The 22,425-nt window shown below is 67.6% G+C and carries 15 protein-coding genes and 1 other RNA gene; 9 read left to right on the top strand and 7 right to left on the bottom strand.

The window, feature by feature from the left end:
* Positions 1-84: 84 nt before the first annotated feature.
* The 4 genes from BLQ58_RS00855 to trxA all read right to left on the bottom strand — a co-directional run bounded on the left by BLQ58_RS00855 (position 85) and on the right by trxA (position 3,225).
* Entirely contained in the window at positions 85-342 is a 258-nt protein-coding gene (locus BLQ58_RS00855; protein ID WP_061959698.1) for a type B 50S ribosomal protein L31, read from the bottom strand.
* A gap of 169 nt (positions 343-511) precedes the next feature.
* Positions 512-1,357 (bottom strand): M90 family metallopeptidase, encoded by an 846-nt coding sequence (locus BLQ58_RS00850; RefSeq protein WP_092594135.1) that lies wholly within the window; start codon positions 1,355-1,357, stop codon positions 512-514.
* Positions 1,358-1,453: 96 nt separating this feature from the next.
* Positions 1,454-2,716: a transcription termination factor Rho gene (gene rho, locus BLQ58_RS00845; protein ID WP_066734373.1), complete on the bottom strand. Its 1,263-nt coding sequence runs from the start codon at positions 2,714-2,716 to the stop codon at positions 1,454-1,456.
* 182 nt (positions 2,717-2,898) lie between these two features.
* A complete protein-coding gene (gene trxA / locus BLQ58_RS00840; RefSeq protein ID WP_066734371.1) occupies positions 2,899-3,225 on the bottom strand; it encodes a thioredoxin TrxA in 327 nt (108 codons plus the stop codon).
* Positions 3,226-3,689: 464 nt separating this feature from the next.
* Between trxA and BLQ58_RS00835 the strand changes: the two genes are divergently transcribed.
* The 3 genes from BLQ58_RS00835 (at position 3,690) to BLQ58_RS00825 (ending at position 10,632) form a co-directional block, all read left to right on the top strand.
* Positions 3,690-3,959, top strand: a complete 270-nt coding sequence (locus tag BLQ58_RS00835; RefSeq protein ID WP_092594134.1) for a hypothetical protein — start codon at positions 3,690-3,692, stop codon at positions 3,957-3,959.
* A 68-nt stretch (positions 3,960-4,027) separates the two neighbouring features.
* Positions 4,028-6,970: a PD-(D/E)XK nuclease family protein gene (locus BLQ58_RS00830; RefSeq protein ID WP_092594133.1), complete on the top strand. Its 2,943-nt coding sequence runs from the start codon at positions 4,028-4,030 to the stop codon at positions 6,968-6,970.
* Positions 6,967-10,632, top strand: coding sequence for a UvrD-helicase domain-containing protein (locus BLQ58_RS00825; RefSeq protein WP_092594132.1), 3,666 nt, complete (start codon positions 6,967-6,969; stop codon positions 10,630-10,632). The genes BLQ58_RS00830 and BLQ58_RS00825 overlap by 4 nt, the downstream gene beginning before the upstream one ends.
* 131 nt (positions 10,633-10,763) lie before the next feature.
* Here the strand turns inward: BLQ58_RS00825 and ffs are convergent.
* Positions 10,764-10,862, bottom strand: an RNA gene (gene ffs, locus BLQ58_RS00820) — signal recognition particle sRNA small type.
* A gap of 161 nt (positions 10,863-11,023) precedes the next feature.
* On the opposite strand from ffs, the gene BLQ58_RS00815 reads away from it, so the two are divergent.
* The 6 genes from BLQ58_RS00815 (at position 11,024) to BLQ58_RS00790 (ending at position 20,130) form a co-directional block, all read left to right on the top strand.
* On the top strand, positions 11,024-13,528 hold the full coding sequence (locus tag BLQ58_RS00815; protein WP_092594526.1) for an adenosylcobalamin-dependent ribonucleoside-diphosphate reductase: 2,505 nt from the start codon (positions 11,024-11,026) through the stop codon (positions 13,526-13,528).
* A gap of 335 nt (positions 13,529-13,863) precedes the next feature.
* Entirely contained in the window at positions 13,864-15,540 is a 1,677-nt protein-coding gene (locus tag BLQ58_RS00810) for an L-lactate permease (protein WP_092594131.1), read from the top strand.
* 128 nt (positions 15,541-15,668) lie between these two features.
* The gene (dnaX, locus tag BLQ58_RS00805; protein WP_092594130.1) at positions 15,669-18,167 is read left to right on the top strand and encodes a DNA polymerase III subunit gamma/tau; all 2,499 of its coding nucleotides are present in this window, start codon (positions 15,669-15,671) and stop codon (positions 18,165-18,167) included.
* Between the two features lie 76 nt (positions 18,168-18,243).
* Positions 18,244-18,570, top strand: a complete 327-nt coding sequence (locus tag BLQ58_RS00800; protein ID WP_092594129.1) for a YbaB/EbfC family nucleoid-associated protein — start codon at positions 18,244-18,246, stop codon at positions 18,568-18,570.
* A gap of 37 nt (positions 18,571-18,607) precedes the next feature.
* Positions 18,608-19,222 (top strand): recombination mediator RecR, encoded by a 615-nt coding sequence (gene recR / locus BLQ58_RS00795; RefSeq protein ID WP_092594128.1) that lies wholly within the window; start codon positions 18,608-18,610, stop codon positions 19,220-19,222.
* Positions 19,223-19,224: 2 nt separating this feature from the next.
* The gene (locus tag BLQ58_RS00790) at positions 19,225-20,130 is read left to right on the top strand and encodes a LysR family transcriptional regulator (protein ID WP_066730893.1); all 906 of its coding nucleotides are present in this window, start codon (positions 19,225-19,227) and stop codon (positions 20,128-20,130) included.
* A 16-nt stretch (positions 20,131-20,146) separates the two neighbouring features.
* On the opposite strand, the gene BLQ58_RS00785 is transcribed toward BLQ58_RS00790, so the two are convergent.
* Both BLQ58_RS00785 and BLQ58_RS00780 read right to left on the bottom strand, forming a co-directional pair.
* Positions 20,147-21,481 (bottom strand): GGDEF domain-containing protein, encoded by a 1,335-nt coding sequence (locus BLQ58_RS00785; protein WP_092594127.1) that lies wholly within the window; start codon positions 21,479-21,481, stop codon positions 20,147-20,149.
* Positions 21,482-21,516: 35 nt separating this feature from the next.
* Positions 21,517-22,290, bottom strand: a complete 774-nt coding sequence (locus tag BLQ58_RS00780) for a substrate-binding periplasmic protein (RefSeq protein ID WP_175459811.1) — start codon at positions 22,288-22,290, stop codon at positions 21,517-21,519.
* Positions 22,291-22,425: the final 135 nt, after the last annotated feature.

Below are 22,425 nucleotides of genomic sequence, written 5' to 3'. Positions count from 1 at the left end.
GCCGATGCTGCCTCTTTGTCAGGTTGCGCGTGCCAGGAGCATCTGTCCTGTTGCGCGCCGCAGTCGCTTGGTAGCGTCGGCCAATTACTTCTTGGCGGCCAGCTTGCTGCCGAACTTCTGGCGGAACTTCTCGACGCGGCCGGCCGTGTCCATGATCTTCTGTTGGCCGGTGTAGAACGGATGCGACTCCGACGACACTTCGATCTTGGCCAGCGGGTAGGTCTTGCCTTCGTGTTCGATCGTGTCCTTGGTCTGGATCGTCGAGCGGGTCACGAACTTGAAGTCGTTCGACACGTCGTGGAACAGGACTTCGCGATAATTCGGGTGAATGCCTTCTTTCATGGTGCTTCCTTTCAGGTTGGGTAGCCAGTCCGCTCCGTGGTGCCGCAGCCTGCTTGCGACGAGCGAACCACTTGCCGATAACGGGCAAACCGGGATTATGGCAGAAAAACAAGAGCCGGGGCAATATTCGCGCCTCGATTTACGGTTTGCCGTCGCGTTTGTTGGTGATCTATATATCACTCGCTGCAGGGTCCTGCCGATAGAACTGGCCAAGCACCGCGTAGAGCGTCGGCCAGTGCTCGCGCAGGCCCTTCGGATCGACGAAAAATGACTCGGACGCCACGGCAAAAAACTCGCTCGGCGCTTCGCAACCATACGGGTCGATGACGCGCAGTCGCGGCGGCAGGCGTTCCGGATGCTCCCAACTGGCATCGGACACCGCCTCGCAGGCGTCGGCGAATGCATCGTACTGCGTGAGCAGGGACTCGGCCCACTGTTCCGCATCGATGCCGGGATGCAGCACGCGAGAAAACGGCGGCACGCCATCGGGTTCGCCGTCGAGCATATCGAGCTTGTGGGCGAATTCGTGGATGACCACGTTATATGAGTCCGATCCATGGTCGATACCCGATCCGGGCATGTTCACGTCCTGCCAGGACAGGATCACCGGGCCGTGCTCCCAGGCTTCGCCGCTGGCTTCCTCTTCCACGCCATGCACCAGGCCGATATCGTCTTCCACGGTCTTGCGGATCAGGAACTCGCCGGGATACAGCACGATGCCGTGCCAGCCGCGATACCACTCGATGCCAAGCTTCAGAATCGGCACGCAGGCCTGCACGGCCACGCCCACCACCATCTCGTCGGTCAGTTCCAGTTCGTGGGCGGTCGAATATTCCTTGCTGGCGATGAACAGCGTGGCCAGTTCGCGCAGGGCGGCCAGGTCGTCGGCGCCATAGCGTTGGACGAACGGCAGGGCGGCGACGGTGCGGGTCCACAGGTCGTCCGGGATGGCGTAGTGCGCGAGCTTGCGTTCGCGCGAGCGGGCGCGCAGGTAGCTGGACAGTTTGCCGAACATGTCGAGGGCGTGAATGCGGGGTCGGAGCGGAATCGGAAAAGAAAAAAGGCGCACCCGAAGGGTACGCCTTTTCATGCCGGAGGCAACTGGCCGATGTCAGCCGCCGCGACGCATCATGTCGAAGAACTCTGCGTTGTTCTTCGTCGGCTTCATCTTGTCCAGGATGAATTCCATCGCCTGGACTTCGTCCATGTCCGAGATGAACTTGCGCAGGATCCAGATCTTCTGGAGGATTTCCGGCTTGATCAGCAGTTCCTCGCGGCGCGTGCCCGACTTGTTCAGGTTGATGGCCGGGTAGACACGCTTTTCCGCCAGACGGCGTTCCAGGTGCACTTCCATGTTGCCGGTACCCTTGAACTCTTCGTAGATCACGTCGTCCATGCGGCTGCCGGTTTCGATCAGCGCCGTGGCGATGATGGTCAGCGAACCACCTTCTTCCAGGTTACGCGCGGCACCGAAGAAACGCTTCGGACGCTGCAGCGCGTTGGCGTCCACACCGCCGGTCAGCACCTTGCCCGAGGCCGGCACCACCGTGTTGTAGGCGCGGGCCAGGCGCGTGATCGAGTCCAGCAGGATCACCACGTCGCGTTTCAGTTCCACCAGGCGCTTGGCCTTCTCGATGACCATTTCGGCCACCTGCACGTGACGAATGGCCGGTTCGTCGAACGTCGACGCCACCACCTCGCCGCGCACCGATCGCTGCATTTCGGTCACTTCTTCCGGGCGCTCGTCGATCAGCAGCACGAACAGGTCGGCTTCCGGATGGTTGTTGGCAATCGCGTGGGCGATGTGCTGCAGCATCACGGTCTTGCCGGACTTCGGCGACGCCACCAGCAGCGCACGCTGGCCGCGGCCGATCGGGGCGATCATGTCGATGATGCGGCCGGTGATGTTCTCTTCGGCGCGGATGTCGCGTTCGAGCGTGAGCGGCCGGTTCGGATGCAGCGGCGTCAGGTTCTCGAACATGATGCGGTTCTTCACCGCTTCGGGCGGCTGCCCGTTGACCTTGTCGACCTTGACCAGTGCAAAGTACCGCTCGCCGTCCTTCGGCGTACGCACTTCGCCTTCGATCGAGTCACCGGTGTGGAGGTTGAAGCGGCGGATCTGCGACGGGCTGATATAGATGTCATCCGTGCTGGCCAGGTACGACGTTTCCGGCGAGCGCAGGAAACCGAAGCCATCGGGCAGAACTTCCAGCGTGCCGTCTCCGTAGATGGTTTCGCCCATCTTGGCGCGCTTCTTCAGGATCGCAAACATCAGTTCCTGTTTGCGCATCCGTTGTGCGTTGTCGATCTCGAGCGTAGCCGCCATTTCGAGAAGCGCAGACACGTGAAGCGATTTGAGTTCTGTCAGGTGCATAGACAAGGGGTACAGAAGGGCCCGGACGGGCAAGACCTAAGGAGGGGGAAGGAATGAGCGAACGCTCGGGGAAGTTGTTGGGTCGCATCTTAGCACAATCCGGCCGGCGCGCCAGAACTGGCGCCCGCGAGGCCGGATCATGCCAGGCCGGGGCTCGAGGCCCCCGGCCGGAGGTCGGCGGCTTAGACCTGTGCGTCCAGGAACGAGGTCAGCTGCGACTTCGACAGCGCGCCAACCTTCTGGGCCACGACTTCACCGTTCTTGAACAGGATCAGCGTCGGGATGCCGCGAATGCCGAACTTGGCCGGCACCTGCTGGTTTTCGTCCACGTTGATCTTGGCGATCTGCACGCGGTCGCCGTAGTCCTTCGCGACTTCGTCCAGGATCGGGGCAATCATCTTGCAAGGGCCGCACCACTCAGCCCAGAAGTCCAGCAGTACGGGCTTGTCGGACTTGAGGACGTCGGTGTCGAACGATGCGTCGCTCACATACTTGATTTGGTCGCTCATGGCGGGGAACCTCAGGTTTTGCTCAGTTTATGTTGAAGGCGGGCAACTGCCGTGGGGCTGAACCGTTACCTTACACGAGATCGTGCAGGGCCGCCGGCCGGCAATGCGTGGCGACACGCGCCGCCATTGACGCCGATATGTTACCAGCTTGCCGGATTTCAAGCCCCCGGGGCCATCCGCCGCGGGCCGCACGCCACAAGGCGTTCGCGTCGGTCACGGTCGCATTGTGCCGCGCCCCGGCTTCTGTTGCCGATGATAGTTTCAATCGACGCGAGAGACAGGCTCAATCGGCATCCCTCATTGGAGGTATTTGTGCCCGCCAGCGCCCGGCCGGCTGGGGATTTCCCGTAGAACAAGGCACAAGGCATGATCTAGAATGCACATGGACGGATCGCATCCGCGCAGCGCGTAGAATGACAGGCCGGATGCGCAAACCTTGCATCTTCCGACATAGGCCATCGATCATGACGCCCGATCCTCGCAAGCCCGATACCGATACCCCCGATGCGGACCAGTTGAGCGAAGCACTGGCACACCTGAACAGCGCCGTCGAGACCGACAGCATCGCCACCGGCGCCGCCAGGGGCCTGGTGTACAGCGTGATGGAAACCCTCGGCACGCTGATTGGCGATCCCGACCTGCCCGAGCATGCGCGCTCCGGCTACGAGGGATTGCTGGAAACCGCCCGCGAACTGCGTGCCCGCCTGGAAAGTGGCGGACGGGGCGGCAACTGACGGCCTTCGCGTGCATCCGGGGCGCCCGGGTCGCCCCGCTTTGCTGATACGTATCGGTCCCACCATTCATGACCCGGCTTTCGTTTCCTCCAGGCCCGTCGTTTCTCGAACAGGCTGCCACGGCGACGTGGTACTTCCTTGACCACTGCGGCCCTGCCGCGTCGGCCGCGCATGTGGTCGTGCCTACGGCCGCGCAGATTCCCGGCGTGCGCCAGGCGCTCGATGCCGCGGCACGCGCAGCCGGCCAGCCGCGCCTGCTGCCGCGCGTGCTGACGCTGGGTCACTGGCTGCTGGACCTGCCCCCCGATCTCGATGCGGAACCGGCCCCCCCGCGCAGCCACGCAGCGCGCTTGCTGGCCGTGCAGCAGGCCATTCGCGCGCAGGACTGGCTGCGCACCGCGTTCGGCGCCCAGACCGAGGGCGCTGCCTGGGGGCTGGCGCAGACGCTGCTGTCGATCAGCGACGAACTGAGTGCGCGATGGCTCGAGGATGCCGCCATTCGCGAGGATGACGACGTGGATGGCGACGACCGCGCCGCGCTGCTGCAAGGTGCGCTGCAGCGTACCTACGCCCATCTGTCGGAGCGGTTTCTTGGGCAGGAAGCCCAGATCGTGCTGGCTTTCTGGCAGATGCTGTCCGGCCCGGACGACCCCTTGCCGGCCCGTCGCCGTGCCTTGCAGCGTCTGGCGCAGCAGGTGGCCGGGCCGGTGGTGTGGATCGGCCCGACACCGCCCGAGCCCATCGAGGCCAGCTTCCTGCAGCAGGCCGGCGAGGCGGTGCCGACGCTGGAAGTGGGCTACGACTGGACCGGCGGCGAAGCGGCAGCCGACGCCGACTGGTACCAGACGCTGCTGGCACTGTGGCCCGAGGCGCGCCGTACCGAACAGGCGCAGCCTGACGAGGATGCCGGCGAGGCTGGCGGGGATCATGGCACCGGCAGGGCGTCCACGGATGCCCCGATGCCCGCGCTGCCCCGGACGCTGCCCGTCGAACGCCCGCGCGTGCGGGTCATCGGCAGTGCCCGTTTCGAGGACGAAGCCGCGGCCGCGGCGGCCCAGCTCGTGCAATGGCTCAACGAGGGCCGCAAGCACGTGGCTCTGGTGGCGCACGATCGCGTGGTGGCGCGCCGCACGCGCGCGCTGCTGAAGCGGGCCGGTGCGCCGGTACGCGATGAAACGGGCTGGAAGCTGTCCACCACGCGCGCCGCCGCCGCGCTGATGCGCTGGTTCGACGTGCTGGGGCGCGACGGCGATACCGCCGCCTTGCTTGACTTGCTGAAGTCGCCGTTCTGCCTGCCTGACGCCGCCCACCGTGGCGCGGCCATCGCGCTGCTGGAACGGCAGATCCGGCGCGATGTGATTACCGGCGGCTGGACCCGCCTGCGCCACCTGTTCGCGGAGCGCGAGGGGACGCTGGTGACCGACGCCGAGGCCATGGAGGCCAGCGATGCGACGCTGCACGTGCGCGCCGCGGCGCGCGGCCTGATCGCCACGCTGGCCGATGAAGCCGGCCAATGGCCGCGCGGCCATGCCCAGCAGCCGCTGTCGGTCTGGCTTGGGCGGCTCGATGCCACGCTCGACGCGCTGGCGATGCGTCCCGCGCTGGCGGCCGACGATGCCGGCCAGCAATTGCTCGATGCGCTGGCGCGGCTGGCCGAACTGGCCGACGACGAAACCGGCAGCCATGCCACGCTGAACCAGCAGGAATTCCGCGCGATGCTGGCCGCGCTGCTCGAATCGGTGGCCTACAAGGAACCGCTGGCGCAGAGCCAGTCGCGCATCACCATCCTTCCGCTCAATGGCGCGCGGATGCGCCGCTTCGACGGCGTGGTAGTGGTGGGCTGCGATGACGCCCAACTGCCGTCCAGCGCGGCCGAGCTGATGTTCTTCTCGAACCAGATGCGGCGCGAACTGGGCCTGGAGGATCGCGAGGCACGCTTCGCGCAGCAGGCGCGCGATCTGGCCGAAGTGCTGCTCAATAACGACGAGGTGGTGCTGACGTGGCAACGCTACGGCAGCCGGGGCGAGCCGCATCATGTGTCAGGCTGGATCGAACGGCTGTCCGCCTGCTGCGCGCGCGCCGGGGCCCCGATCGAGGCCGGCGCCGCGCCGCAGCTGCTCGATACCTTCGCGCAGCCGGGTCATATGCCCGCGCCGACCGCGCCGGAACGGGTGCCGGCCCGCTGGAGCGCGGCGGCGTACAACATGCTGCGCCGGTGTCCCTATCAGTTCTTCGCGGGCCGCATGCTGGGGCTGGCCGGGCTTGAATCGCTCAGCGACGACCTGGAAAAGCGCGATATCGGCAACCTGCTGCACCGCGTGCTGCTGCAGTACCACCAGGAAATCCACGATGCCGACGAGCGCGACGACGCGCGGCGGCTGGCTCGCCTGCAGCAGATTTCCGACACCGTGTTCGGCAAGCAGATGGCCGAGGACGGCAACGCGATCAGCTACTACCGTCGCTGGTGCGAGGTGCTGCCGTCGTACGTGGCGTGGCAGGCCGCGCGCGAGGAAATGGGCTGGCATTGGCGCGGCGGCGAATTGGACGCCGGCGTCGATGTGGCGATGCCCGACGGCGTGCCGCTGCGGCTGGCGGGCCGTATCGACCGTCTCGACAAGGGCCCCGACGGCGCCCACGCGGTGCTCGACTACAAGACGCAGCCCGCCAGCCGCCTGCGCCGCAAAGTGGGCGATGCCGAGGAAGACTGCCAACTGGCGTTCTACGGCCTGCTGCGCGCCGATGCCGTGGCGGGCAGCTGGGTGGCGCTCGAAGGCGTGAAGCAGGGCGGCCGCGACAGCGCCCCCGGTGCGCAGCGCGAAGTCGATCTGCCCGAATTCCAGGCCGCCGTGACGTGGCTGGAGCGTCAGTTGCGGCATGACGTCGGCCGCCTGCGGCAGGGCGCTAAGCTGCCCGCATTCGGCGATGCCGCCGCCTGTACCTATTGCGAAGCGCGCGGCCTGTGCCGCAAGGGCTTCTGGGAATCCACCGCCTTGCCGGATCTTCGCTCATGAACGCCAGTCAGGACATCCACGCGTATCTGCGCGATGGCCAGCCCGTGGCCGAGGCCGATTTCACACGCGCCGCGTGCGACCCGGCACGCTCCGTCGTGGTTGAGGCCTGCGCGGGCAGCGGCAAGACCTGGCTGCTGGTGGCGCGGCTGGTGCGCCTGTTGCTGGCCGGCGCCGCGCCCCACGAGATCCTGGCCATCACGTTCACGCGCAAGGCCGCCGAGGAGATGCGCGAACGCCTGCTGGAAGTGCTGTCGCAACTGGCGAGCGGGTCCGACGACGCCGTGCTGGCCCAGCTGGAAATGCGCGGGCTGTCCGCCGATGCCGCCCGCGCCGCGCTGCCCCGGGCCCGCCTGCTGCATGCGCAGGTGCTGGCATCGCCCGGCCGCATGGCCATCGACACCTTCCACGGCTGGTTCGGCACGCTGCTGCGCGGCGCGCCGCTGTCGTCGGGCATCGTGCCCGGTGCGTCGCTGCGCGAGGACGCCCTGCGCATGAAGCGGGAGGCCTGGGCGCCGTTCTGGCGCGCGCTGGCCCATCCGCAGCATGCCGATCTGCGCGAAGCCTATGAACAGCTGGTCGATGCGGTGGGCGACTTCCAGGCGCGCAGCCTGCTCGATCGCATGTTCCACGCGCGTAACGAGTGGTGGGCGTTCCGGGATGCTGGCGATCCTGCGCTGCGGCTCGCCCAGGATCTTGGCGATGACGCCACGGTCGACGTGCTGGTGGAGGCGCTGGCCGACGACGACTGGCTTGAGGAATGCGCGCAACTGGCGCTGACCCTGGGGCGGGCCGGCAAGACCGAGCAGACCCACGCGTCGCGGCTGGTGGACGGCCTGCGTGCGATCCGGGCCTGGCGCGATGCCGGCGCCGCGCCCGGCGACGCCGCCACGCAGGCCTTCGGCCAGTTGCGCGCCGCGTTTTTCACCGACGCCGGCAAGCCACGCTCGATAAAGGCCACCACGGCGCTGGTCAAGGTTTGCGGCGGCGAAGGCGGTGCCGAAGACCTGATCGCCCGCGTGGCCGACCACTGCGCGCGGCTCGACGACATCGCGGCCCGCCGCTGCGAGGCCGCCGTGCTGGCCATCAACCTGGCGCTTTACCGGCTGGGTGACGCGCTGCTGGAACGCTACCAGCGATACAAGGGCGAGCAGCGCGCGATGGATTTCGCCGATCTCGAATGGCTGGCCGCGCGGCTGATGGCCGACGAGGAAACCGCCACCTATCTGCAGGTGCGGCTCGATGCGCGCTATCGCCACCTGCTGCTGGACGAATTCCAGGACACCAACCCGCTGCAGTGGCGCATCCTGCAGGGCTGGCTGGCCGGCTACCAGGGCCTGGGCGACAAGCCGACCGTGTTCCTGGTGGGGGATCCCAAGCAGTCGATCTACCGCTTCCGCCGTGCCGATGCGCGCCTGTTCGATGCCGCGCGCGACATGCTGCAAGCCGAGTTTCGCGCCACGGTGCTGCGTACCAACCGCACGCGCCGGAATCGTCCGGAAGTGCTCGATTGGGTCAACGCGGTGTTCGACCATGCCCGCGCCGATGGTCGTTATCCGCTGTACGAAACCCAGACGACGGCGCTGAAGGATCCTGGCGGCCCGGTCTGGCTGCTGCCGCTGGTGGAAGCGGAGGATGCGGCCGAGTCCGGCGTGGCTGGCGACGCAGCCGGTGCGACCGACGATCAGCCTGCCGGCGACGGCCATCGCGACACACTGACGCAGCCGCGTGTGCAGCAGGGCGATTCACTGCGCTTCGAGGAAGGCCGGCGCGTGGCCGCGTGGCTGCACTATCTGCGCGACCAGGTGCCTGTGCGTGAGGGCGACGTGTCGCGGCCCGCTACCTGGCGCGACATGCACCTGCTGGTGCGCCGCAAGACTTATCTGCCCGACTACGAGCGCGCGCTGCGCGAAGCCGGTATCCCGTGCCTGAGCCCGCGCCGCGGTGGCCTGCTGACGACCCTGGAGGCGCTCGATATTTCGGCGCTGCTGGCGTTCCTGATGACGCCGGAATCCGATCTCGACCTGGCGCACGTGCTGAAGAGCCCGATCGTCGGGGCCACCGACGACGACCTGATCCTGCTGGCGTCGATCGAAGGCGAAGGCGGCTGGTGGTCGCGCATCGCCAACGGGCTGCCGGAGCATGTGTCTGACGCGCTGCGCGCCGGCATTGCCCGCTTGCGCGCCTGGCTGGCGCTGGCGCCGCACAAGCCCGTGCACGACCTGATCGACCATATCTATCACCATGGCGAGGTGCGCCGCCGTTACGCGGAGGCCGCGCCGTCGGCCATCCGCGAGCAGGTGCTGGCCAACCTGGACGCCTTCCTGAAGCTGTCGCTCGACCTGGACGGCGGCCGTTACCCGAGCCTGCCGAAGTTTATCGACGAACTGCAGGAAATCCGGCGCGGCGACGAGGACGAAAGCCCCGACGAGGGCGGCATGGGCGAGGGCGTGGAAGACACCGAGGCCGAGCCCGACGACGCCGCCGTCAGCCAGCTCGACGCGGTACATATCCTGACCGTGCATGCGGCCAAGGGCCTGGAGGCGCCATTCGTGGTGCTGCTCGATGCCAACCACAGCGATCCGGCCGCCGACCGTGGCGGCATCCTGGTGGACTGGCCGCCGGCATCGCCCGCGCCGCGGCATTTCTCGGCCTACGGCAAGCGCAGCGAGCGCGGCCTGGCGCGCGCGCCGATGTTCGAGGCCGAAGCCGCCTTGGCCGAGCGCGAGAACTGGAATCTGCTCTACGTGGCCATGACGCGCGCGCAGCAGGGGCTGCTCGTCAGTGGCGTCAAGGGCCGCGCCAGCAAGGCCGCCAGGGAGGAAGCCAATGGCGCCGAAATCGCCGGAAGCTGGTATGTGCGGCTGGCCGGGGCAGGCGTCGGGGACGAGGTGACAGCCTATCCGGAGACCGGAATCCCGACCGCCGACACCTTCGGCGCGGCCAGCGAGCGCGTGCGCTACACGGATTTCCGGCTGCGCTATCGCGGCGCGGACGAGGTGGCGGCCGGTGAAGCCGCCGAAGGGGCCGCTGAAGCGGTAGCCGAAGCCACGACCGAAGCCGCGACGGCTGCCGCCTTCGAGGACGAGGCCGAAGCCATGGTGTTCGACCCCGAGGCTGCCGCGCATGGCGAACTGGTGCATGCGCTGCTGGAACGGCTCACGCGCTACCCGGAGGCCTATACCGGCGTGCCGGACGCCGCCACCGTGATGCGCTGGTTCCCGCTGGCAGGAGCGGGGGCGCCCCTGGCACGAGACCGCTGGCAGCGGCAGGCCGAGGCGGCGGTGGCCGACCTGCGCGCCATGCTGGCCGCGCCGGCGTTGCGGCCGCTGCTGTTCGCGCCCGACGCGGTGTCGGCGCGCAACGAGGTGGAACTCTACGATGGCCGGGGCCGCCTGCTGCGGATCGACCGGCTGGTGGAGTTCGACGACCGGGTGGTCATCATCGACTACAAGCAGCGCCTGCTGCCGCAGGAACACTCAGCCTATGGCGCGCAGCTGGCGCGCTATGTGGCGGCGGTGCAGCCGGTCTTCCCCGGCAAGCGGATCGAAGCCGGCGTGGCCACGGCAGCCGGGGAGTGGATCGATGCCGAAGTGCTGCGCGCTTCGACGCCATCACGGACGTCCGCGCCAATTGCCACGACGCAGCAGGGGTCGTTGTTCTGATCCTGAAAAGAGGCGCAGAATAGGTGGCGGATTGCTGCCCGGTGGCGTGTCTGCCGCTATCGGGCAGAAGGCATTACTTCGTGGGATTTTCGCGAAGAACTTCGCGTGAAGACAGAAAAAGCAGGAAGAAGGGGGACGAGCCTGACCCTCGGCACTGGTGGAAAACGGCTGTGGCTGCTTCGTTCCCGACCTGACCAGGTTGACCGCGCCACCATGCGAGGAGGCCCGTCCGACCGGCATTGTAACCCAACCCGGTGCAACGTATTCAATTTCGTTGTTCTACTAGGGTTGTTCGACGCGAGTTTGATCTGATACCGGGGTGTCGCGCGACCATGCTGGCAGCATGGCGGACGGCATTTTCAGCCGACTTTTCATCCAGACAGGTTGGGGCATGAACGCAAACGACCAGATCCTCCGCGGCGCACTCGTGCCGCAAGACATCTCCATCGAAGTTCTTCAGGAAAAATACGCCAAGGGCGAGGAGCGCAGCATCGACGATGTGCGCCGCCGCGTGGCGCGCGCGCTGGCCGAGGTGGAACCGGCCGATCACCGTGACACCTGGGCCGCGCGCTTTCTCTGGGCGCTGGAAAACGGCTTCGTGCCGGCGGGGCGCATCAATTCCGCTGCCGGCACGGGCATCCAGGCCACGCTGATCAATTGTTTCGTGCAGCCCGTGGGCGATTCGGTGTCCGAGTCCAGGGACGGCAAGCCGAGTATCTACACGGCCGTGGCGCAGGCCGCCGAAACCATGCGGCGCGGCGGGGGCGTGGGCTACGACTTCTCGTCGATCCGGCCCGGCGGCGCGCTGGTGCGCGCCACGCATTCGCGGGCCTCGGGGCCGGTGTCGTTCATGAAGGTGTTCGACGCGTCGTGCGCCACGGTGGAGTCGGCCGGCTCGCGGCGCGGGGCGCAGATGGGCGTGCTGCGCTGCGACCATCCCGACATCGAGAGCTTCATCCACGCCAAGGATCGTGGCGACCTGACCAACTTCAATATCTCCATCGGCGTCACCGATGCCTTCATGCAGGCCGTGGAGGCCGATGAAGAGATCGAACTCGTGCACGAGGCCGAGCCGGGCATGGACGTCATCGCGGCTGGCGCCTACCGGCGCGACGATGGCCAGTGGGTGTATCGCCGGGTGCCGGCGCGCCGGCTGTGGGATCAGGTCATGCAGGCCACCTACGACCACGCCGAGCCCGGCATCCTGTTCCTGTCGCGCATCAACGCCGACAACAACCTTTATTACTGCGAGACGATCGAGGCGACCAACCCGTGCGCGGAGCAGCCGCTGCCGTCGTATGGATGCTGCTGCCTGGGATCGATCAACCTGACGCGCTTCGTGCGCCAGCCATTCACCGACGAGGCCAGCTTCGACTTCGCCGCGTTCGCCGAGGTCGTGCGGGTGTCCACGCGCATGCTCGACAACGTGCTCGATGTCACGTTCTGGCCGCTGCCCGAGCAACAGGCCGAGGCGCAGGCCAAGCGCCGCATTGGGCTGGGCTTCCTGGGGCTGGGCAGCGCGCTGGTGATGCTGGGGCTGCGCTACGACACCGACGCCGCGCGCGCGCTGGCGGGCCGGATATCCGAATCGATGCGCGACCATGCGTACCTGGCATCGGTGGAACTGGCCGACGAAAAAGGCGCCTTCCCGCTGTTCGATGCCGACGCCTACCTGGGCGGCGGCTTTGTCAGCCGGCTGCCGGAGGCGGTGCGGGACGCCATTCGCGCGCACGGGCTGCGCAACTCGCACCTGCTGTCGATCGCGCCGACCGGCACCATCACGCTGGCCTTCGCGGACAACGCGTCGAATGGCATCGAGCCGGCGTTCTCCTGGACGTATAACCGCCGCAAGCGCATGCCGGACGACAGCTATCGCACGTTCGAGGTGGCCGACCATGCGTGGCGGCTCTATCGCCATATGGGCGGCGACATGGATCAACTGCCGGACAGCTTCGTCACCGCGCTGCAGATGTCGGCGCTGGACCATATGCGGATGCTGGAAGCCGTGCAGCCGTATATCGACACCAGCATCAGCAAGACCGTGAACGTGCCGGAGGACTATCCGTACGAGGCCTTCCGCAACCTGTACCTGGAAGCGTGGAAGGCCGGCCTGAAGGGGCTGGCCACCTACCGGCCCAACCAGGTGCTGGGCGCCGTGTTGTCGGTGGCGCCGGCGCCCGAGGCGCCCGCCGCGGCGGTCACGCCGGGCGCGCAGCAGAACGGCGACGATCCGCTCACGCGGCCGTTCGGCAGCCGTCCGCTGGGCGATCTGGAAGGCGTGACGTCCAAGGTCGAATACCTGACCTACGAAGGCCACAAGACCGTCTACCTGACCGTGAACTTCATGCGCGTGTCGGGGACGGTCGACGGCCAGCCGGTCACGATCGAACGGCCCATCGAGTTCTTCATGCCGGCCGGCCAGCGTACCGAAGGGCAGCAGTGGATCACGTCGACGATGCGGCTGCTGTCGATGGTGGCGCGCTCGGGCGGGCCGATTGCCAAGGCGCTGGCCGACATGCGCAACGTGGTGTGGGACAAGGGCACCGTGCGCTATGGATCCGTCGTACGGCAGGATGGCACCGAGGTGCCGCGCTTCCATGACTCGGAGGTGGCGGCGTTGAGCTACGCGCTGCAGCGCATCCTGATCAAGCGCGGCTTCCTGGACGACGAGGGCGGCCAGGTGCCCGTGACCGCACTGGCCGCCCGTCTGGCCCGGCGCGACGGCGGCGAGGCGGCGGTCGCACTGGCCCGGCCGACGGCGCCGGCCCAGGCCGCCACGGCCGTGACCGGCATCGGCACCGGCAAGCCCTGCCCCGAGTGTGGCGCGCATGCGTTGCACAAGGTCGACGGCTGCGCCAAGTGCGCCAACTGCGGCTACGTGGGGGAGTGCGGCTGATCCGGCACCCGCCCGCACGGGCGGCCCGGAACGCACGGCTGCGCGACAGTTCGGGCCGCGCCTCCATCACATTACCTATATCGAACGATCGTTTTAAGGAGTACGCTGCGCGCGAGGATGTGAGGTGCGCCAGACTGCCCCCGCACAAACCCTGATCCCTGAATCCGGCTCATCGGGTCGATGACCGGATTTTGGGCGGTGAGCCGGGAACCCGTCCTTACAATCCCCTTTCTGTCCGGCGGGCGGCGCTTGCGTCGCTCGGCGGGGCAAATGTCGTCCGGTTGTCCAGGCCCGTCAGAGGCAGGCAGCCGTATCAACCAGAGGAGGATTCAATCGTGTGGAGTCAAGTCTATGACCCGCTAGGCAGCATGGCGCTTTCGACCATCGCTGCAGGGGTTCCGGTCGCCGTGCTGCTTGCCGCGCTGGCGTTCTTTCATATGCAGGCGCACCTGGCGGCCGGCCTGGCGCTGGTGGTGGGTATCGTCGTCGCGTCGTTCGTGTTCGGCATGCCGGCGGCCATGGCCGGCAAGGCGGCGGGGCTCGGCATCGTGTCCGGCTTGTTCCCGATTGGCTGGATCGTCCTCAATATCATCTTCCTGCACCGGCTGACCACGATAAACGGGTCATTCAAGGTGTTGCAGAACTCGATCTCCGGCGTGACCGAGGATCGTCGCCTGCAACTGCTGCTGGTGGCCTTCAGCTTTGGCGCATTCTTCGAAGGCGCTGCCGGCTTCGGCACGCCGGTGGCCGTGACCGGCGCCATCCTGATCGGCCTGGGCTTCTCGCCGCTGGCCGCTTCGGGCCTGGCGCTGATCGCCAACACCGCGCCGGTGGCCTTCGGCGCGCTGGGTGCGCCGATCATCGGCCTGTCGTCGGTGACGGGCATCGACCAGGTGCAACTGTCCGCGATGATCGGCCGCCAGCTGCCGTTCTTCTCGGTGCTGGTGCCGTTCTGGCTGATCTGGGCATTCGCGGGCTTCCGCGGCATGCTGGCGATCTGGCCGGCCATCCTGGTGGCGGGCGTCAGCTTCGCCGTGCCGCAGTTCCTGGTGTCGAACTTTCACGGCCCGTGGCTGGTGGACGTGATCTCGGCGCTGATCTCGATGGGCTGCCTGACCGGCTTCCTGAAGATCTGGCAACCGAAGGAAATCTGGACGTCCACGCGCATCCTGGGCCGCCACGACGACTCCAAGGTCGACCATCCCGAGGCACTGGAAGCCGACGCGCGGGCCAGCGCCGCATCGGTGGGCATCTCGGTGGCCAAGGCCTGGATGCCGTGGGTGATCCTGACCGTGTTCGTGTTCGTCTGGGGCGTTCCCGAGTTCAAAAAGCTGATGGACGGCATCTGGCAATGGAAATTCCCGATCCCGGGCCTGGACAAGGCCATCATCAAGGGCCCGCCGGTGGTGCCGAAGGAAATCGCCGAAGGCGCCGTGTTCAACTTCAACGTGCTGTCGATGGCGGGCACCGGCATCCTGGTGTCGGCGGTGGTTGGCGGCCTGCTGATGGGCTACTCGATCCCGCGCCTGTTCAAGGAATACTGGGAAACCATCAAGCTCGTGCGGTATTCGCTGCTGACGATCTGCGCGATGTTCGGCATCGGCTACCTGACCCGCTACTCGGGCCTGGACGCCACGCTGGGCCTGGCGTTTGCCCAGACCGGCGTGCTGTACCCGCTGTTCGGCACGATGCTGGGCTGGCTGGGGGTGGCGCTGACCGGGTCCGACACGGCATCGAACGTGCTGTTCGGCGGCCTGCAGAAGACCACGGCCGAGCAGCTGGGCCTGTCGCCGACGCTGATGGCGGCCGCCAACAGCTCCGGCGGCGTGATGGGCAAGATGATCGACGCGCAATCGATCGTGGTGGCGTCCACGGCCACCAAGTGGTACGGCCACGAGGGCGAGATCCTGCGCTACGTGTTCTTCCACTCGGTCTCGCTGGCCATCCTGGTGGGCCTGTTCGTGACGCTGCAGGCGTATGTGCATCCGTTCACGCAGATGGTGATTCACTGACGGCTGGCCAGCCCGATGTGACACGAAGCCCCGCCCCCTGGCGGGGCTTTTTCATAGGCGCCGGCCGGCCAGGGTTTGCCGGGCCGGTTCCCGATTGCCGAGGCCCGCCTTTTGCTACAATCGCCGCCATGAGTTATCAAGTTCTAGCGCGCAAATGGCGCCCACGGGATTTCACCACGCTGGTCGGCCAGGAGCACGTGGTGCGCGCGCTCACGCATGCGCTGGAACAGCAGCGGCTGCATCACGCCTACCTGTTCACCGGCACGCGCGGTGTCGGCAAGACCACGTTGTCCCGGATCCTGGCCAAGGCGCTCAATTGCACCGGGCCCGACGGCAGCGGCGACATCACCGCCCAGCCCTGCGGGCAGTGCAAGGCCTGCCTGGAGATCGATAGCGGGCGGTTCGTCGACTACATCGAGATGGACGCGGCGTCGAACCGTGGCGTGGACGAGATGGCGCAGCTGCTCGACAAGGCGGTGTACGCGCCGACGGTCGGCCGCTTCAAGGTCTACATGATCGACGAAGTGCATATGCTGACCAACCACGCCTTCAACGCGATGCTGAAGACGCTGGAAGAGCCGCCCGGGCACGTCAAGTTCATCCTGGCCACGACCGATCCGCAGAAGATTCCTGTCACCGTCCTGTCACGCTGCCTGCAGTTCAACCTGAAGCAGATGCCGCCGGGGCATATCGTGTCGCACCTGGACCATATCCTGGCGCAGGAAGGCATCCAGCACGACGGCAGCGCGCTGCGCCTGCTGGCGCAGGCTGCCCATGGGTCGATGCGCGACGCGCTGTCGCTGACCGACCAGGCCATCGCGTACAGCGCCGGCCAGGTGTCCGAGGAAGCCGTGCGCGGCATGCTCGGTGCGATCGACCAGAGCTTCCTCGTGCAGTTGCTTGATGCGCTGGCCGCCGAGGACGGCGGCGCGATGCTCCGCATTGCCGACTCGATGGCCGACCGCAGCCTGTCATTTGCCGGCGCGCTGCAGGACCTGGGCTCGCTGCTGCACAAGATCGCGCTGGCCCAGGCCGTGCCTGCCTCTGTGCAGGACGAATGGCCCGAGGCCGAGGACGTGCGCCGGCTGGCCGGCCTGTTCGACGCGCAGGAAATCCAGCTGTTCTACCAGATTGCCAACCTTGGCCGCAGCGAGCTTGCGCTGGCGCCCGACGAGTATGCCGGCTTCACGATGACGCTGTTGCGCATGCTGGCCTTCCGGCCGTCGGCCACGCCTGCCGCGCCGGTGGGCGGGCAGGGCGGTGGCGGCCAGGCCGTGGCGCGGCCGCGTCCGGCCAGCCCGCCGGCCGCCGCGCCGCGTGCCGTGTCGGCTGCGCCCGTGGCACAGGCTGCAGCAGCGGCGCCGGTGAAGGCTGCCGCGCCGCAGGCGCCCGTGGTCCAGGCGGCGGCGCCGAAAGCCGAGACGCCGGTTGCCGATGTGGCGAAGGCCGTCGTTGCGCCCACGCCGGAGCCGGTAGCGGAACCGCTTGCGACGCCCATGACCGCCGCCCCGGCGAATACCGGAATTCCCGCAACCCCGGTTATTGCCGACACGCCCGCCCTGCCGCCAGCCAGCAACCGCACCGCCATGTCTCCGGCCCGTGCCGCCCTCGAAGCCGCGCGACAGGCGTCGGCGGGCAAGGGCGCCTCGCGTCCGGCCGGCGCCAGCGCGCCGCCGATGGCCGGGGCCGCAGCCGCAGCCGCTTACAGTCAGCGCCCGGCGGCCCAGCCGCTGCGTCCGCCCTCGGCTTCGCGCCCGGCGACTACGGCCACGGCCGCGCCTGCACCTGCACCCGCGCAGCCGGCCCAGGCCCCTGCCGCCGCACCGGCTGCGCCCGCCGCTCCCGTGGCAGTCGCCCAGCCGGCCCCGGCCACGTCGGAGCCCATGCGCGAGCGCCCGGTGCCTGCATCCGCCAGGCCTGCCCAGCAGGCGCGGCCGGCAGCCGATGTGCCGCCGTGGGAAGCGGCCGGTGGCAGCGATGTCCCCCCGTGGGAAGCCATGCCGGCGGACATGCCGGTGATCGGCCCCTACGATAACGATCCGGGCTTCGACCCCGACTTTGGCGGGTACGACAACGGCTTCGAATCGGAAAATTTCGACCGCGCGCCGCGTGGCGCCGGACGTGCGGCTCCGGGCCGGTCCGCCGAGCCGCAGGCCCGCAAGCCGGCGCCTGAACCCGAGCCGGCGGTCGCGCTGGCACCGGCCGTGCCGCCGGTGGCGCCGAGCGCGTCCGACGACGGTACGCCGCCAGTTTTCACCGGCGACTGGCCGACGCTGGCTGCCAGCCTGCCGCTCAAGGGCCTGGCGCAGCAGCTGGCGCACCAGAGCGAGCTGCACCGCGTGGTGGGGCGGACGTTGCATCTGCGCGTGCCGGTGGCGGCCATTGGCGAGGCCAATGTGGCCGAGCGGCTGCAGGCGGCGCTCAATGAACACTTCGGCATCGAGGTCCGCGTGCATTGCGAGATCGGTGCCGTGACCCATACCGCGGCGGCCGTCGATGCCGCGGCGCGTGCCGAGCGCCAGCGCGAGGCCGAGGCCGAGATTGACCGGGACCCGTTCGTACAGGGCCTGCTGCGCGAATTCGGCGGGCAGATCGTGCCCGGTTCCGTGCAGCCGCGCGCTGCCTGATTTCGAGAGGCGGCCCGCCTGGATCGACACCACGCGGCGCCGTCCCACACCACACACATATCGAAGGAGTGATGCCATGATGAAAGGTCAACTGGCGGGGCTGATGAAGCAAGCCCAGCAGATGCAGGACAACATGAAGAAGATGCAGGAGCAGCTGGCCCAGATCGAGGTCGAGGGCCAGTCCGGCGCCGGCCTCGTGAAGGTGCTCATGACCTGCAAGAACGACGTGAAGCGCGTGACGATCGATCCGAGCCTGCTGGCCGACGACAAGGACCTGCTCGAAGACCTGGTCGCCGCCGCGTTCAACGACGCCGTGCGCAAGGCCGAGGCCACCACGCAGGAAAAGATGGGCTCGATGACGTCGGGCCTGCCGCTGCCCCCGGGCTTCAAGCTGCCGTTCTGATCGACGTCCCCATGCGCGCATTGTTCCAGGTGGTGCCATGAAAGCGGCACCGCCCACTTCGCTGCAGGCGCTGATCGAGGCGCTCAAGGTGCTGCCCGGCGTTGGGCCGAAATCGGCCCAACGCATGGCGTATCACCTGCTGCAGCATGATCGCGACGGCGCGCGCAAACTGGGCGACGCGCTGCGTGGCGCCGCCGATGGCATCCGCCATTGCGAACGCTGCAATACCTTCACCGAGCAGGACATCTGCGAGACGTGCCGCGACCCCGGTCGCGACGCCGCGCTGCTCTGCGTGGTGGAAACGCCGGCCGACCAGGTCATGATCGAGCAGACCCTGACCTATCGCGGCCAGTATTTCGTGCTGATGGGGCGGCTGTCGCCGCTCGACGGCATCGGCCCGAAGGAAATTCATCTCGATCGCCTGCTGGCGCGTGCCACCGACCCCGAGTATGGCGGTCCGGCCACCGAGGTGATCGTCGCCACCAACTTCACCAGCGAAGGCGAGGCCACCGCGCACTACATCGGCGAAATGCTGAAGGCGCGCGGGCTCAAGGTGTCGCGCCTGGCCCGCGGCGTGCCGGTGGGAGGCGAACTGGAATACGTGGACGCAGGCACCATTGCCCGCGCCGTGATGGACAGGCGCACGCTCTGACCATGAACCTGGCGCGCTTCGATCTCGTGACGCTGGGCCTGTTCGTGGCCGTGGCCCGGCAGGGCAGCATCTCGGCTGGCGCGCGCCAGTCGCATCTGGCCGTGGCGGCCGCCAGCAAGCGGATTTCCGACCTGGAAACCGCCGTCGGCGCGCCGCTGTTCTTCCGCCATGCGGCGGGCGTGCAGCTGACCGAGGCGGGGCAGGCGTGCTTTCACCACGCGCTGACCATCCTCCAGGACGTGGAGCGCATGGCCGGCGTGATGTCCGACTATGCGTCGGGGGTGCGCGGCCAGGTGCGCGTTTGTGCCAACACGTCGGCCATTACCCAGTTCCTGCCCGACGACCTGGCGCAGTTCATGCGCCAGCATCCCACCATCCGCATCGAGCTTGAAGAGCACAACAGCAGCGACATCGTGGCCGCGCTGATGGAAAACCGGGCGGACGTCGGGATATTTGCCGACCGTACGCCTTGCACCGGGCTGGTCACGGTCGAATACCGGCAGGACGAACTTGTCATCATCACGCCGCCGGGCCATCCGCTGGCCCAGGACGGCCCGGTGCATTACGCCGATGCGCTGGAATACGACTTCGTCAGCCTGCCCCAGGTGACGTCGCTGGCCGCGCGGCTGCTGGAAGAAAGCAGCCGGCTGGAACGCCAGTTCCGCCTGCGCATCCAGGTGCGCAGCTTCGACGCGATGTGCCGCATGGTGATGGCGGGCCTGGGGGTCGGTGTGCTGCCGCGCATCGCCGCCGAGCCGCATGTGAAGTCGATGGGGCTGTCGCTGGTGGGCTTGCGCGATGCCTGGGCGCGCCGGTCGTTGCTGATCGGCATGCGCGACCCGGCCGGCCTGACCGTCTCGGCCAGGCTGCTGATTACCCACCTGTGCGGCGACCGCGCGCCGTTCTGACTGGCACCGCTCCGGGCTACGGGGTGGCCAATCCCTCGTCGGCGTACTCCACGCGGTCCCGTCCATTGTGCTTGCCGCGATAGAGCGCCTGGTCGGCGCGCGAGATCATGCCGTGGATGGTGTCGCCTGGCTGCACGCTGGCCACGCCCAGGCTGGCCGTCATGTCTCCCGTCACCGAGAACGCCCGCTCGGACACCGTGCGGCGTAGCCGTTCGGCGAACTGCACGGCGACCTGGGGGGTGACGTCGGGGCAGATGATCAGGAATTCCTCGCCGCCCCAACGGCCCACGGTATCGGCATCGCGCGTGATTTCCAGGATGCGCTCGGCCATTTCCACCAGCACACGGTCGCCGATCTGGTGGCCGTGGTTGTCATTGATGGCCTTGAAGCGGTCCACGTCGATCAGGATGATCGAAAACAGGCTGCCCTCGCGGCGGTGGCGTTCCAGCTCGCTGATCAGCACTGCGTCCAGATGGCGCCGGTTGAACACGCCGGTCAGCTGGTCGGTCTTGGACAGCGCCTCCAGCTGCAGATTTTTCTCGACCAGTTCGGCCTGGGTGGCCTGGATCTGGGCAAAGGCCTCGTGGCTGCGCTGGATCGCGGCCCGTACCGTCAGTTCGGCTTCGGTCCGCTCGGCGATGATCAGCTTCAGTTTGCGCAACACCTGGTTGAAGCCGTCGATCACGCTGTCGAACTCGGTACGGCCGAGCCGCGACAGTTCGTCCAGCTCGTCGCCATGGCTCGACGCCAGCTGGAACAGTGCACGCTGCAGGTGTTCCAGGGGGCGAAACACCATGCGCAGGCCAAAGGTCAGCAGCAGCACCAGCACCACGTCGATGGCGGCCACCTCGGTAATGCCCTGGATCATCGCCGCACGCAGGGCCTTGTGCATCGGCTGGTGCGAGAACCGGATCACGGCCGTGCCGATAAATTGCTCGCGGCGCGCGGCATCGACATTGGCCGGCGGGTAAATCCGCACCTCGCTCAGCACGTCCTGCGGCCCGGCCACGGTGCACGGGGCGGTGCCCGGCGCGGCAGGGCGCCCTGCCGTGGCATAGGATTCCTTGCCGTCGGGCGAGAACACGCAGGCCTCCGAGACTTCGGGGTGCACCAGCGTGGCTTCCAGGCGGGAGCGCAGGATGCCGACATTGAGCGCCCAGGCCGGTTCGGCCAGGCTCTGGCCCAGGCCATCCATGATTTCGGCGCGGGTCCGCTCGAAGCGATGCGCGAGTTCCTGCTGCAATTGCCACTGGCGATGCGCGGCAAAGGCCCCCAGCGTTGTCGTGGTGACAACGATGAACAGCACGATCATCCTGTTCCGGATCGACTGAACCGGGGGCAGCAGTGGCATGAAGGGCTCGATCCTGAAGGATTCAGGGAGGGATTCTATTCATCCACCGCCTTGTTGAACAGCGTGCGGAAGCGGGCCAGCTCCGGATGCGATGCCTCGTACTTCTTGCTGAAACCGATATGCACGGTCTCGGTCTTGACGTTCAGCACGCGCCTGGACTTGTAGCGCATGCGCTCGGGCAGGCCGCGAGCCTCCAGGGTGAGCAGCGCCTCGTTCAGGACCACGCTGGGATTGACCACGCAGTCGATCTCTCCCACCAGCATCTTCTTGACCAGGTCCTGGAACTCATGGCCCTCCACAACCTCGATCCGGCCTTCCCGGGCGAACTGGAAGAAGCGTGGCCCCGGCGCCAGGTAGCCGCGCTGGTTGCCGAACTTCAGACCGGCGAAGTCATCGGGATAGGTGCGGAAGGTGCGGCCCTCGACGGCATCGCGATTGCAGTGGACGGCCACGTCCTCGGCGTAGAACGCCTTCGAATGGTTCAGGTATGGCCGTTCCTTCGGGCGGTAGTAGACGCCCAGGATGCCTGCGCTGTTGCCGGCCCTGGCCTCCTCGACCACGCGCGCCCATGAGGCGAAGCGGATCTCGACCCGGTATTCGGGCGGCAGCCGCTTCAGTACGCGCTGTACGCTGTCGATGTAGGCGCCCCGGGGCACGCCGTTTTCCTCGTAGGACAGCGGCCGCTGGGCAGCCTCGGAATACAGCACGATGGTCGTCGTTCCGGGCGCGGGCGCGTGCGCCAGCGCGGACGTGGCCATCCAGCCGGCGCAGGCGGCGCAGAGGGTCCGGCAGAAGCGGAAAAATCGCATGGTGACGAAGCCGCGGATGGTGGGTGGCTGGCGCGCAGCGTGCCGGAAATGGCCGGAACTGCGGCGGGAGGTGTCCCGGATAACGGCAACTCCGGACCGGAAGTTGACCCATCCCCTCATCAGGGTTAGCCCCAA

Origin of the sequence: Ralstonia sp. 25mfcol4.1 (genome assembly GCF_900104095.1) — a bacterium.
GTDB lineage: Bacteria > Pseudomonadota > Gammaproteobacteria > Burkholderiales > Burkholderiaceae > Cupriavidus.
Note: the sequence above shows the minus strand (reverse complement) of the source record. Positions and strands in the feature narration are given on the sequence as shown.

What these genes read in the sequence shown, in the direction of transcription:
- BLQ58_RS00855 (WP_061959698.1), bottom strand. Translation starts at nt 342, where the DNA reads ATGAAAGAAGGCATTCACCCGAATTATCGCGAAGTCCTGTTCCACGAC.
- BLQ58_RS00850 (WP_092594135.1), bottom strand. Translation starts at nt 1,357, where the DNA reads ATGTTCGGCAAACTGTCCAGCTACCTGCGCGCCCGCTCGCGCGAACGC.
- rho (WP_066734373.1), bottom strand. Translation starts at nt 2,716, where the DNA reads ATGCACCTGACAGAACTCAAATCGCTTCACGTGTCTGCGCTTCTCGAA.
- trxA (WP_066734371.1), bottom strand. Translation starts at nt 3,225, where the DNA reads ATGAGCGACCAAATCAAGTATGTGAGCGACGCATCGTTCGACACCGAC.
- BLQ58_RS00835 (WP_092594134.1), top strand. Translation starts at nt 3,690, where the DNA reads ATGACGCCCGATCCTCGCAAGCCCGATACCGATACCCCCGATGCGGAC.
- BLQ58_RS00830 (WP_092594133.1), top strand. Translation starts at nt 4,028, where the DNA reads ATGACCCGGCTTTCGTTTCCTCCAGGCCCGTCGTTTCTCGAACAGGCT.
- BLQ58_RS00825 (WP_092594132.1), top strand. Translation starts at nt 6,967, where the DNA reads ATGAACGCCAGTCAGGACATCCACGCGTATCTGCGCGATGGCCAGCCC.
- BLQ58_RS00815 (WP_092594526.1), top strand. Translation starts at nt 11,024, where the DNA reads ATGAACGCAAACGACCAGATCCTCCGCGGCGCACTCGTGCCGCAAGAC.
- dnaX (WP_092594130.1), top strand. Translation starts at nt 15,669, where the DNA reads ATGAGTTATCAAGTTCTAGCGCGCAAATGGCGCCCACGGGATTTCACC.
- BLQ58_RS00800 (WP_092594129.1), top strand. Translation starts at nt 18,244, where the DNA reads ATGATGAAAGGTCAACTGGCGGGGCTGATGAAGCAAGCCCAGCAGATG.
- recR (WP_092594128.1), top strand. Translation starts at nt 18,608, where the DNA reads ATGAAAGCGGCACCGCCCACTTCGCTGCAGGCGCTGATCGAGGCGCTC.
- BLQ58_RS00790 (WP_066730893.1), top strand. Translation starts at nt 19,225, where the DNA reads ATGAACCTGGCGCGCTTCGATCTCGTGACGCTGGGCCTGTTCGTGGCC.
- BLQ58_RS00785 (WP_092594127.1), bottom strand. Translation starts at nt 21,481, where the DNA reads ATGCCACTGCTGCCCCCGGTTCAGTCGATCCGGAACAGGATGATCGTG.
- BLQ58_RS00780 (WP_175459811.1), bottom strand. Translation starts at nt 22,290, where the DNA reads ATGCGATTTTTCCGCTTCTGCCGGACCCTCTGCGCCGCCTGCGCCGGC.